At 40.0% G+C, this 12,362-nt stretch carries 13 protein-coding genes and 1 other RNA gene; 10 read left to right on the top strand and 4 right to left on the bottom strand.

Features of this window, described 5'->3' with window-relative positions; all coding sequences use genetic code 11:
* Window positions 1–18 precede the first annotated feature (18 nt).
* Window positions 19–558, top strand: a complete 540-nt coding sequence (locus ACE1ET_RS17865) for an OmpH/Skp family outer membrane protein (RefSeq protein WP_375729793.1) — start codon at window positions 19–21, stop codon at window positions 556–558.
* Window positions 542–1,393, top strand: coding sequence for a glutamate racemase (gene murI, locus ACE1ET_RS17860; RefSeq protein WP_375729792.1), 852 nt, complete (start codon window positions 542–544; stop codon window positions 1,391–1,393). The genes ACE1ET_RS17865 and murI overlap by 17 nt, the downstream gene beginning before the upstream one ends.
* A 36-nt stretch (window positions 1,394–1,429) precedes the next feature.
* Here the strand turns inward: murI and ACE1ET_RS17855 are convergent, their stop codons facing one another.
* Entirely contained in the window at window positions 1,430–1,957 is a 528-nt protein-coding gene (locus ACE1ET_RS17855) for a gamma carbonic anhydrase family protein (RefSeq protein WP_375729791.1), read from the bottom strand.
* A 193-nt stretch (window positions 1,958–2,150) separates the two neighbouring features.
* Here ACE1ET_RS17855 and ACE1ET_RS17850 point away from each other — a divergent pair, with 193 nt between their 5' ends.
* Together ACE1ET_RS17850 and ACE1ET_RS17845 are read left to right on the top strand one after the other, a co-directional pair.
* Complete coding sequence (locus ACE1ET_RS17850) at window positions 2,151–2,939, top strand: threonine/serine exporter family protein (RefSeq protein ID WP_375729790.1); 789 nt, start codon at window positions 2,151–2,153, stop codon at window positions 2,937–2,939.
* Between the two features lie 3 nt (window positions 2,940–2,942).
* On the top strand, window positions 2,943–3,419 hold the full coding sequence (locus ACE1ET_RS17845; RefSeq protein WP_375729789.1) for a threonine/serine exporter family protein: 477 nt from the start codon (window positions 2,943–2,945) through the stop codon (window positions 3,417–3,419).
* 83 nt (window positions 3,420–3,502) lie between these two features.
* Here ACE1ET_RS17845 and trpS read toward each other — a convergent pair whose 3' ends face one another.
* From trpS to ACE1ET_RS17830, 3 genes are read right to left on the bottom strand one after another with little or no spacing between them, the layout of a single operon-like run.
* On the bottom strand, window positions 3,503–4,483 hold the full coding sequence (gene trpS, locus ACE1ET_RS17840; RefSeq protein WP_375729788.1) for a tryptophan--tRNA ligase: 981 nt from the start codon (window positions 4,481–4,483) through the stop codon (window positions 3,503–3,505).
* Between the two features lie 40 nt (window positions 4,484–4,523).
* A complete protein-coding gene (locus tag ACE1ET_RS17835) occupies window positions 4,524–5,291 on the bottom strand; it encodes a TIGR00266 family protein (RefSeq protein WP_375729787.1) in 768 nt (255 codons plus the stop codon).
* A gap of 34 nt (window positions 5,292–5,325) precedes the next feature.
* Complete coding sequence (locus ACE1ET_RS17830) at window positions 5,326–6,945, bottom strand: alkaline phosphatase family protein (RefSeq protein WP_375729786.1); 1,620 nt, start codon at window positions 6,943–6,945, stop codon at window positions 5,326–5,328.
* A gap of 130 nt (window positions 6,946–7,075) precedes the next feature.
* On the opposite strand from ACE1ET_RS17830, the gene ACE1ET_RS17825 reads away from it, so the two are divergent.
* The 6 genes from ACE1ET_RS17825 (at window position 7,076) to ACE1ET_RS17800 (ending at window position 12,360) form a co-directional block, all read left to right on the top strand.
* The gene (locus ACE1ET_RS17825; RefSeq protein WP_375729785.1) at window positions 7,076–8,074 is read left to right on the top strand and encodes a type I phosphomannose isomerase catalytic subunit; all 999 of its coding nucleotides are present in this window, start codon (window positions 7,076–7,078) and stop codon (window positions 8,072–8,074) included.
* Window positions 8,075–8,118: 44 nt separating this feature from the next.
* Window positions 8,119–8,529 carry a hypothetical protein gene (locus ACE1ET_RS17820; RefSeq protein WP_375729784.1) on the top strand — a complete coding sequence of 137 codons (411 nt, stop codon included), beginning with the start codon at window positions 8,119–8,121 and terminating at the stop codon, window positions 8,527–8,529.
* A gap of 454 nt (window positions 8,530–8,983) precedes the next feature.
* On the top strand, window positions 8,984–9,634 hold the full coding sequence (locus tag ACE1ET_RS17815) for a toxin-antitoxin system YwqK family antitoxin (RefSeq protein ID WP_375729783.1): 651 nt from the start codon (window positions 8,984–8,986) through the stop codon (window positions 9,632–9,634).
* A gap of 170 nt (window positions 9,635–9,804) precedes the next feature.
* The gene (locus ACE1ET_RS17810; protein ID WP_375729782.1) at window positions 9,805–10,257 is read left to right on the top strand and encodes a DUF302 domain-containing protein; all 453 of its coding nucleotides are present in this window, start codon (window positions 9,805–9,807) and stop codon (window positions 10,255–10,257) included.
* A gap of 325 nt (window positions 10,258–10,582) precedes the next feature.
* Window positions 10,583–10,928: RNase P RNA component class A (gene rnpB / locus ACE1ET_RS17805), an RNA gene on the top strand.
* Window positions 10,929–10,941: 13 nt separating this feature from the next.
* Complete coding sequence (locus ACE1ET_RS17800; RefSeq protein WP_375729781.1) at window positions 10,942–12,360, top strand: YhjD/YihY/BrkB family envelope integrity protein; 1,419 nt, start codon at window positions 10,942–10,944, stop codon at window positions 12,358–12,360.
* Window positions 12,361–12,362 lie beyond the last annotated feature (2 nt).

Here is a 12,362-nt window from a genome sequence, read left to right as displayed (position 1 = left end):
AATTGAAAATTTCAAAAAATGAAAAAAACAGCAATTTTATTTCTGCTAGTAGTACTGCCATTTGCAGTAATGAATATCCAGGGACAGACAAAGTACAAATTCGGACATATTGATAGTCAGGCTCTTTTACAGAAGATGCCCGAAATGGATAAGGCAATGGGGACACTCGAAGATCTTCAGACAAGTAACAATGAAAAGCTGAAGATGATGCAGGGTGAATTACAGAAACTTAACAGCAAATATGTAAGCGAAAGTAAGACACTTGATGCCATTGCTCGTCAATCCCGGGAGAAGGAATTGCAGATGATGAGCCAGAATATTCAGGATTTTTACCAGTCTGCACAGCAGGATATGCAGCAACAGCAGACAGCGCTAACACAGCCTATTCTGGATAAAGCCCGGAAAGCTGTTGAAGAAGTTGGTAAGGAAAACGGTTTCACCTATATTTTTGATCTGTCTAAAGGCGAAGTTCTTTATATGGGAGATCAGAGTGTTGATATTATGCCGCTTGTGCTTAAAAAGCTAGGTATAACAGAAGATAATGCAACAGCACAATAAGAAAATATTGTCTGATTTGCCAGGTCCCATTGGAGTGTTCGATTCCGGATACGGTGGTCTGACTATCCTTCGGGATCTGGTAAGCGCACTTCCAAAGCATGATTTTATTTACCTGGGCGATAATGCCCGGACACCTTACGGAACCCGTTCGTACGATGTGGTTCTGGAATATACCCTGGAAGCAGTAACCCGGCTGTTTGAAATGGGTTGTCACCTGATTATCCTGGCCTGTAATACGGCTTCAGCAAAAGCTTTACGAACTATTCAGCAAAAACATCTTCCTTTTATTGATCCACACAGAAGAGTTTTGGGTGTTATACGCCCCAGTGTGGAGATTGTTGGTGATATAACCACATCAAATCATGTTGGTGTTTTCGGAACAACCGGAACCATTCAGTCCGGGTCGTATCCTATTGAAATCAATAAATTACATCCTGAGTTAATGGTTTCGGGTGAAGCATGCCCCATGTGGGTTCCGCTCGTTGAAAATGGGGAGGCAGATTCTAACGGTGCAGATTATTTTATAAAGCAACATATTGATAATCTTTTGCAAAATGATCCGAAGGTTGATACCATTATTTTGGGGTGCACGCATTATCCACTGCTGATACATAAGATAAAGTCTTTTATGCCCGAAGGTATTCAGGTTATTTCGCAGGGACCTGTTATTGCGGAAAGTTTGAAGGATTACCTGAAACGGCATCCTGAGATGGATGAAAAAATACGAAAAACAGGAAATGTTGAATTTTTCACAACAGAAAATCCTGAGAAGTTTAACGAGCTTGCAAACCTGTTTTACAACGAGCCCATCGAAGCCCAACACATCACATTATAACTTGTAACTCTAAACTCGTAACTTATAAACTTCACCTTACCAACTGTCCCCTTCTTTATACCAGCTTGCATACATGGCATAATTGTTGGCAATTTTGTGGATCATTTCCTTGCTTTGTTCCGGTTCAATGTCTTTCACTTTTTTAGCAGGAACACCGGCATAAACACTGTTGGGCTCAACTTTGGTGCCTGTTAAAACAAGAGAGTTGGCAGCAATAATTGAGTTTTCTCCAATTTCGGCATGATCCAAAACCGTTGCGCCGATACCGATCAAAACATTGTCGCATATTTTGGCTCCGTGAATGGTTACGTTGTGACCAACTGAAACGTTGTTGCCAATATCAACTGTTGATTTTTCATAAAGTGTATGCAGTACAGATCCATCCTGAATATTGACGTTGTTCCCAATTCTGATGGAATTTACATCGCCCCTGAGAACAGCATTGTACCAAATGCTGCAATTGTCGCCCATCACCACATCACCAATTACCACAGCAGTTTCTGCCAGGTAACAGTTATCTCCTATTTTTGGAATAAAACCGCGAACTTTCTTTATCAATGCCATTGTATTTATTTTTTGCAAAAATATGGAAAAATGGGGAAAGTGCAGGATGAAGGATTTGATATTATGACACATTTTATGACTGCTGAATGCGTTAGACGAGGAATGTGAAAATATGTTAAATCGATAATTGCCCGTGTATGTTATTACTTCGGATCTGAGGCATTTCGTAATTTTGCGGCGAGACTTGAGATTTATGGATGCACAGGTAATATCCGCAAATGCTGCGGACAAGGTAGATATAAAGGAACTGGGGAAAGCGCTTTTGCGGGTTGGATCCAACCTTATGAGTTGTGGTGCTAATACCAGGAGAATAAGGATGACGGTGGAGCGCATTTCAGGTGCTTTTAATTGTACAACAGAGTTGTTGATTACACACAGGGCATTGATGCTTACGGTAAGCGATGAGAATGAAGACCATTTTCACAGCAGCCTGAAAAGAACTTCTCCGCACGGTGTGAATTTCAGTGTGGTTTCCGGCATAAGTATTATGAGCTGGAAAGTTGTTCAGGATGGTTGGTCCATTGACCAGATAAATACTGAGCTTGACAGGTTGTTGCAATTGCCTCATTATCCCAGGTTGGTTATACTGCTAATGGTTGGCATTGCAGATGCAGCATTTTGCAGACTGTTTGGAGGAGGATGGGAGGAGATGCTGGTTGCTTTTATCGCAACATTTGCCGGACTTTATGTGCGTCAGGAAGCAGTTAAGAGAAAATTTAATCCTTACTTATGCATCTTTTTTGCATCCTTCGTATCTTCGCTGATTGCCGGATTGTTTGTTAAATTCGGAGGATCTGTTCAGGAATATGCCCTGTCTGCTTCAGTGTTATACCTTATTCCGGGAGTGCCTCTGATTAATTCCTTCTCTGATTTGATCCACGGTAATATTATGAATGGTATCGTTAGGAGTGTGAATGGTTTAATCATTGCATTTGCAATTGCCTTTGGCTTATTGCTTGCAATACAAATTTGTCAGTTGTAGCATATGGAATGGTTAGCTTTTTTAGAGAAAGGGATATGGCTTGGATTTGCAGCCATTGGTTTTGCCATCTTGTTCAATGTGCCATTAAGAACATTGAAAGTCATCTTTGTTATCGGGGCATTAGGCGGTCTGGTTAAATTTCTGTTATTAAAATTTGGTGTCAACATAACCATCGCTTCTTTTGGAGGTTCCGTTACTGTTGGTTTTGTGAGCAGTTATGCGGCGCATTATAAACATGCACCTCCAATGGTGTTTGCAATACCTGCTGTAATACCAATGGTTCCGGGGGTATTTACCTACCGTATGATGCTTGGCTTAATGCAATTGACAGAAGATGTTGGTGCTGGTGATTACAACAAGATCATGGCCGAGACAGTCAATAACGGTTTAAAGGCATCGTTTATACTATTGGCGCTGGCTTTAGGTGTTGGATTACCTATTTTACTTAGTAGAAAAGAATCGGTAAAAAAGAGAGCTTAGTATTAAATAACATGCAAATATTATAACAATAAAAAAACCGCAGATGTCTGCGGTTTTTTATATATGGTAAAATCAGTTTTTATTTATAAACCCATAAGGTTTTTCACCTCAGCCAGTGTTTTTGCAGCACTTTCGCGGGCTTTTTCTGCACCCGTTTTTGTGACTTTATCAAGGAATGCTTCGTCGTTGTAAATGTCTTCAATTTTTTCCCGGATCGGTGCAATAAACCTGATGATATCTTCTGCCAGTTGTTTTTTCATATCACCATAACGAATCTCACATTTATTATATAAAGCATCGAAATGAGCAACAGTATCCGGTGTGGAAACAATGTCCAGCAAGGTGAACAGGTTCTGAACCGGTTCCGGTTTTTCTGAGTTTTCCTTAGTCGGGCCGCTGTCTGTTACAGCACGCATCACTTTTTTACGGATCTCTTTATCAGTATCAACCAGAAATATTCCGTTGCCTTCGGATTTCCCCATTTTTCCGCTTCCGTCAAGTCCCGGAACTTTAATCAGATCGGTTCCGTAAAACGTAAAAGGTTGTGGTAAGGGGAAAAGTTCGCCATACATACCGTTAAAGCGCTTGGCAAATTTGCGGGTCATTTCCAGGTTCTGTTCCTGATCTTTTCCAACCGGTACTTTATGTGCTTTGTGAATAATAATATCACTGGCCATAAGGATTGGATAAGTGAGCAGGCCTGCATTTACGTTATTTGGCTGTTTGCGTGCCTTTTCCTTAAACGATGTGGTTCGTTCCAGTTCACCAAGATAAGCGTTCATGTTCAGAAGCAGGTAGAGTTCAAGGATCTCCTTTACATCGCTCTGAACATAAATGGTTGCCTTCTCAGGATCAATGCCACAGGCAAGATATTCTGCCAGCACCTGACGGACATTCTTTTTCAGATCGCCCGGTTTTGGATGTGTAGTAAGGGAGTGCCAGTCTGCAATGAAAAAAAAGCAGTTATACTCGTTTTGCATTTTTATAAAGTTCCTTACTGCACCAAAATAATTGCCCAGGTGCAGGTTTCCTGTTGGTCTGATTCCGCTTACTACTGTTTCCATGTCTTTAAATTAACGGCTGCAAAAGTAATAAAAATACTGCTTAGTCCTGAAGTAAATTTCCCAGCAAACCGCCGGTTTCTTTGCCGCTGTTTCTTCCTGCCGGAGCAATGGCTGCAATCAGTTTACTTATTGGCATAGACTGTAACCATACTTTTCCGGTTCCTCTTAAATGTGCCAGAAACAAACCTTCTCCGCCAAAAACCATTGAACGCAGTCCGCCGGCCTGACTGATGTTGTAATCAATGCCATCGGTGAACCCGACCAGACAACCCGTATCCACAAACAGTGATTCGCCGTTCAGTTCCTTTTCAATTACGGTTCCGCCTGCATGAACAAATGCCAGTCCGTCTCCTTCCAGTTTCTGAAGAATAAAACCTTCGCCGCCAAATAATCCTGATCCCAGGCGTTTACTGAACGTAACCGAAATTTTGGTTCCTAAGGCAGCACATAAAAAGGCATCGCGTTGAACCGTAACCCTGTAGCCCAGATTTTGCAGATGAAGCGGAATAATAGTTCCCGGATATGGTGCCGAAAAAGCCACACGCTTTTTTCCGTATCCCTGATTCGTAAAATGGGTTACAAAAAGGCTTTCACCGGTGATAAGCCTGCCGGCACCTTTCAGAAGTTTACCAAACAGTCCCTCGTTGGGTGTTGATCCGTCTCCCATGCGGGCAGTATAATTAATTCCTTCGTCCATGTATAACATGGCGCCGGCTTCGGCAATGACTGTTTCATTCGGATCGAGTTCAATTTCCACAAGTTGTACATCGTGGCCTTTAATGTGGTAGTCAATTTCGTGTGATTGCATAGCGTATTTGTTTATAGAGTTTATGTTAAATATTTCAGGGATTAAGTGCTTTTATCGGTGTTCCCGTGGCACTGTTTGGCATAGGAATGCCTGTCATACTGCATATTGTTGGAATGATATCGCTGATCTTTACAGGTTGGGAACTTTCGCCACGTCCCACTTTCCATCCATAAAAACTCAGAGGAACACGCGTGTCTGATAATCCGTAAACTTCATTGTTGTAATCGTCCCCGGGTTCTTCAATCCAACCCGGTTCCAGCATCAGGAATACGTCACCGCAATGTTCCTTGTTATAGGATTCCTGCATTTTTTTCAGAACTCCCGACTGGTACTCATTTTCACTGAACAGATGTGTTGGCGCTGCAAACGCAACGCCGGTAAATTCCTTCATAAAGGCTGCCGTTTTATCCTGAACTTCTTTAAACGAAATTTTAGAAGATTCTATCAGCTCTTTGTTCAGATAGATCTGCTGGCCATAATAATGTTCAACCCATCGGCCTTGCCCGTAAAAGGCCATCAGATAAGTGTTGAGCAGTGCCATGGCCCGATCCGTTTTAAAATAACCGGACGGAATATTATATTCCTCAAGATATTCAGGGTTGATCGGAGCCCTTTGCGATCCGGTTAAAAAGAACAATACATTATTGCGACCAACTTCTTTTTCAACGGTTTTAATCAGGTCTTCAATTTCGCGGTCGAGCCGGATGTAATTATCTTCCATTTCAATGGAGTAGGGGCCGTATTCCAACGCTTTCTGTCCCAAGGATGAAAAGTTGACAAACAACAGGTCTGTAAAATCGTCTTCTCCCAGTTTTTCACCTTTAATAGCGTCAATGACAAAATCCTTCAGAATCATATTGCCGAAAGGTGTTGCCTTAAGAAAGGCATACGGGTTTGGCTTTGATGCATTGGATTCGAAGGATTGTGGCAGCGAATAATCTTTGTAAATCCGCTTTTTTGCATCGTACAGATATTTATTTTCCGGAAGTAAAAGATCCCACTTCGCTTTCATGTAAAAGGCCGGAAAATTTTTCAGATTAAAGGCATCCACCCAATCAGGAAGCCAGGCCATATATGCATCACTGGAAATAATTTTACCGGTTTTCTCATCCAGCCAGTAAGCGCCATCTGCAGCATGCCCGGCCAGCAAAACAGCCTGCGTCGGTTCAAGCGCCACCGAAACAACTTTTGAATTTCCGTACGTACTGAGTTTCAGTTCATCGCCAATGGTGGAGGCATTCATGTTAGCTGCATTGTACGCGCTTTGCGAGGGTGTTAACCCAATGGTTATGGCACGTTCGTCGGCTGTGATAGGTTCCGTTTTAAGTGTTTTACGGTTATACCATTCTATGCCGGTAATGCCATGATAACGAGGTGTTGTTCCGGTAACCAGCGTGGCGTGATCCGGTCCCTTATGTGAGAATGCATAGCTGTACGAAGCATTGCTGAAGGTATATCCGTTATCGATAAAGATCCGAAACCCTTTTTCGGTAAAATTGTTGTAGTAACGGTTAAGATAATCCGGGTGCATCTGATCGATGACAATACCGATGATTAATTTCGGTTTTTCAGGCGGGACCGGAATCTGACTGTTGACTCCAGTGCTAAAAATCAGCAAGCATGCAATAAGTGAATATATTAGTTTTGACTTCATAATCGTATTTTAAACAAAAATAGTACTCCATTTTAACCTAACGCATTCAGGATTCAGAAATTTTCCACTTTTTATAATTCCTTTAGCTTTAAATGATGATAAAACCTACATTTGCAAAAAAACAGAAAATATGAGTCTATTATATCCCATAAAATTTGAGCCGGTACTTCATGAAAAAATCTGGGGAGGAAGTTACCTGAAAGAGAAACTGAATAAAAACGCAAAGGAAAATTCAAAGGTTGGTGAATCGCTGGAAATAAGTTCGGTGGAAGGAAGCGTTTCGGTTGTATCCAACGGTTTTCTGGCTGGCAATCCTCTTGATGAATTGATTGAGGTCTACATGGGTGACCTGGTGGGTGATGCGGTATTCGAAAAATTCGGAACCGTTATTCCCTTGCTGATAAAATTTATTGATGCCAACGCGGATTTAAGTATTCAGGTTCATCCTGATGATGAATATGCGGCAGAACACCACGGCAAACTGGGGAAGAACGAGATGTGGTATGTAATGGATGCCAAACCGGGTGCTTATATTATTCCGGGGTTTTCGAAAGAAGTGACCCGTGAAGAAGTGCAAAAATGCATCGATGATGGTAACTTTGAAGATATCCTTACCAAATTTCCGGTGAAAAAAGGTGATGTGTTTATGATTCCCGTCGGACGGGTTCACGCATTGTGTGCCGGTGTTGTGGTAGCCGAAATTCAGCAAACCTCTGATGTGACCTACCGCTTGTACGATTATAACCGCAAAGATGATAATGGAAATTTGAGGGAGCTGCATATTGAAGATTCGCTGAATGTAATTGATTACAGTAAACCGGAAGCGTTTGTTACAAACTATGAGCCGGAGCTTAATAAAGCGGTTAATTTGCAACGCAATAAATATTTTACAGTTAATATGTTACATTTGGATCAATCCATAAAACGCGACTATTACCTGTTGGATTCATTCGAGATTATTATGTGTGTGGAAGGTGAGGCTGTCATTGAATCAGAGAATGAACCTGTTACGGTGAAAGCCGGCGAAACGGTACTCATCCCTGCCGAATTGAGAGAAATTAGCTTTATACCCAAAGGAGAGGCAAAGCTGTTGGAGATTTACTACGAAGCGGATTTTGAGCAGGCTTAAAACATTTTGTCTGTGTTTTGGTTTCATATGTACAAATAAGCATTATGGAAAATATAGAAGAAACGATTGCTGACATCAAAGAGCATATAAAATCAAAAGGGCACAAGTGGGTAAAAGGTGAAAGCATCGACTTATATTTCAGGTTTCTATTTGAAAATAAATTTTCAAACTCAAAGTTATTGGTGGAAGTTTTTCAGCGTGATTTTTTTGAGATTAACATTGAGATACTGGATGAAGAAAACCTGAAAATAAAGTGGCTCGATGTTGACGATACCATAACAGAAAAAAATGATACCCTGATCATTTTGTTGCTGTCACACGATGAGGAAGATATCCGCCGTGGCAATCATATGCCGGAAAAACTGGCGTTGTACGATGGACTGGTTTACTATGCCGAGAAAACCATCACGAATTTTTCACGAATTTTCGATTTAATCATACAGCATAAAAAATGAGAGCTTTCGGGCGAAAGCTCTCATAGATCCTTAACTATTTTAAAACCCTCAGCCTGTTGAGGTGATTTTGATTCGACTAAACACAACCTGAAATTTCTGGTAAAATGATTGGAAATTTTGATTCAGGTTGAGTATCGTGATGACAAATATAAGAAATGTCGTTTAAAATAACATACTTTCAATAAGATTTATACTGATTAGCTTATAATGAACCTTTATTGCAGCATTTTGGGAAGAATTTAATAACTTGAGATCGCAATTTGCGACATCAAGTTGGGGAGGTCTCAGAACGCACCCAATGAGGGGTTGATAATAATAACTTAGTTCGGAATTACATTTAGCCATGTTGTAAAAAAAATCAAAGCTCTGTTCAGAAAACTTAATTCATACTGGACAATACTGTGCAATTTGTTTAAATGTGATCTTGTGTGGGAACAAAACTAAAGAGGCTTAAATGAAATATTTGAGTAAATTAGTAAATACACTTCAGTTTATTATGGTTTGTATCATCTTTTGTTCTTGTCAACAGAAGGTATTGAAGACTTATTATGATACTGGAGAATTGAAGGTAGAGAAATTTCTAAAAGGAGGTAATGATAGCATAATATATTTTAGGGAGTATTTTAAAAACGGAAATATAAAACAAGAGGGAACAATCAGGAATGATACAGTAATGGATGGTCATTATAAATTATATTATGCTGATAAAAAGCTATTATGGGAAGGTGAAATTATTAATAATGTAATCCAAGACAGACATAAGTGGCAATGGAATCAGTGTAAGGACTGTTTTCAAGGTATAGAAATCGAGGGTGATCCTGATCAGTTAATACCACATCAAGTATATAAGTTCAGAGTTAATATGCCTAAAGTCTATCCTAGATTTTATGATGCCAGAGATGAAGACTTTTATAGCCTAGCAAATCAGGATACAAAAAGTGTTTATACTTATCCATATGTTTTTGCATTCAACCCTAATAAAAATGGAGAATACATTATAAAAATAGTGTTTATGAAGAGAGATGGAAATTTTATTGTTGGTTCCCCATATATTGAATGTACATTATCAACTACTTTGTCGGACTCTCACTTGGAATTCGAATAATTAATGAGAAGCTCGGGAATTACAAAACCCTTAGCTCATTGGAAGTATGGTAATTCTAAATCACTCTCAGAAGTAAATTACATATTTCCTAAAAATTCCTAACAAATGTTTTTTGCCGAAAACATATATAATATTCTATATGTTTAATATGAAACATTAATTGAAATATTATGAGAAAGAGTTTGTATGCTATGGTTTTACTGAGTTTTATAGCTGTATTTGCGGCAGATGCTCAGGATTATTACCTGAGTAAAACCATAAATGGAAATTATAAAGAAGTGGTACAGAAAACCAAAGATGTACTGAAAGAACAGGGATTTGGAGTAACCACAGAAACGCAAATGGATAAAGTTTTAAAAGAAAAACTTGATAATGTAGATATGAAGCCCTACCTGATTCTGGGTGTCTGCAATCCGGGTTTTGCGTATAAGACCTTACAGGCAGAACCGAATATTGGTTTGTTTCTTCCCTGTAAAGTCGTGGTAAAACTGGTTGATGATTCAAAAGTTGAGGTGGTTATGATCAATCCTTCAGAAGTAATGAAAAATATTAATAATCCTGAACTGGACAAAGTAGCGGCAGAAGTCACCAAACGATTTAAGGAGGCGTTAAGCAATCTTTAATACCCGTTTTTTATTTATTCGGAAAACCGTTCAGTTAAGCTGGACGGTTTTTTTGTCCCAGGGTGGCATTCGCTTGGCTCATTGACCCTTGGTTCATTTAATTTGCCCATTACGGGGTCATTATTTATCATGAAAGTGTTCAATATAGCGTTTTTCGCTATGTCGAAAAAATTAAAGCTTTGATTAATTATGACGAGCCTGGATGCAACGCCAAACCATGGGCGGTTTTTTGTTTTGGATCAGCATAAAATAGCATATAAGTGTTTAATTTAATTCATTTTAACCGGTAAACTCTTCGAATATATATTTTTGTACCTTTGCAGCACCAGCAGGCCGGTCTGTCGCTCCACCTTTGGCGGGGAGGAAAGTCCGGGCAACACAGGGCGCCGTACTTCGGAAAGCGAAGATGTTTGTGAAGGCATAGTAATGTAACAGAAAATAACCGTCCCGATGTATATCGGGATAAGGGTGAAAAGGTGGGGTAAGAGCCCACCAGTATTTGTGGCGACACAGATAGCTGTACATCTTACGGGTTGCAAGACCATGTATATCCCGCGTAAAGCTGCCCGCTTTATTCTTCGGAAGACGGGAGGGGTAGGTCGCTCAGATAAATGACAGGCATCCCGATGTATTTCGGGATACAGAACCCGGCTTACAGGCCTGCTGCTTTTTAATCTATCTGTTATGAGTAAATTAAATGACCTGATAAGGTTTGTCACTCAGGACATCTGGAGGATACCTGAAAAGGAACTTTCCACATGGAAACGATATCTGATGAAACCGTTCAGAGTTTTGGCCTTGTCCATACGAGGGTTTCTTGAAGACAAGGTACAACTTCGTGCATCTGCACTTACCTATTATTCGTTATGGGCTGTAGTGCCTATTCTGGCGTTATTGCTTGGAATTGCCAGAGGGTTTGGCTTTCAGAATTATATTGAGGAACAAATCATTAAAAATTTTAGTGATCAGACCATTGTTATCACATCCGATTCTCTGTCGGTTGTTCAGAATGCAGCTGATACAGCCATGTACCCGGATTCTGTTCAGCAAACCCGAAAGACTAATGTGGCCGAAAAAATACTTGGATTTGCGTATAAATATCTCGATAAAACACAGGAAGGCTTTATTCTTGGAATTGGGCTGATTATACTGTTTTGGTCAGTTATAAATATGCTGAGCCATATTGAAAATACCTTTAATGATATCTGGCAGATTCGAAAGCCGCGATCGATTTTGCGAAAATACACAGACTATTTTGGCTTTATGATTCTGGCGCCGGTGATCATTATATTTTCGGCAGGAGCCAATGTGTTTGTTACAACCAGAATAGAGGAGCTGTTCAGTATTTTGGGACTTGATTTTGCAATTGGACCGGTAACTTTAGTCTTTGCAACCGTTGCACCTTATGTGCTTTACAGCCTGGTATTTTTCCTTTTTTATATCGTGATCCCAAATACCAAGGTTAAAGTAGTTCCGGCTTTGATCGCAGGAATTCTTGTTGGTATTTTATTCCAGTTTCTGCAGTATGGTTATATTAACGGGCAGGTTTATCTCTCGCGAATCAATGCGGTTTACGGAACGTTTGCCGCACTACCGCTATTCCTGATGTTTCTGCAGTTGGGTTGGGTTCTGGTATTATACGGTGCGGAATTTTCTTTTGCGATCCAGAATAATAAAAACTTCTTATACGACAGTGATATTAAGGATATTAGTATAGCATACAGAAATACGATCCTGTTTTATATTCTCTATCTTATCATAGAGCGGTTTAAAGAGGGAGAACAACCTCTGAAAGCCAGTGAAATTGCCGATGCCGAAAATATTCCGGTAAGACTGGTGCGTAAAATTATGAGTGACCTGCAAAGGGCAGGGATCATTTCTGAAGTAAATACAATTGATGATACTGCGTACCAGCCGGCGGTTGATATCGATATAATAACTATTCAGTATGTTCGGTTTAAGATGGATAATCTGGGGAGCACTAATTTTCTACCGCTAAGACAGTCAGCTTATAAAAAGCTCAGACAAACCATCCTGAATGCGGAGGAAAAATTTATTCTTTCAGATGAGAATATCTGTATCAAAGATCTTACGCTGAAATAAGT

Origin of the sequence: Quyinboa mangrovi (assembly GCF_042219825.1) — a bacterium.
In the GTDB taxonomy this organism is placed as follows: Bacteria; Bacteroidota; Bacteroidia; order Bacteroidales; family UBA5342; genus JBHJHP01.
The sequence above is the reverse complement of the archived record's forward strand: the minus strand, read 5'-3'. Positions and strand labels throughout refer to the sequence as shown.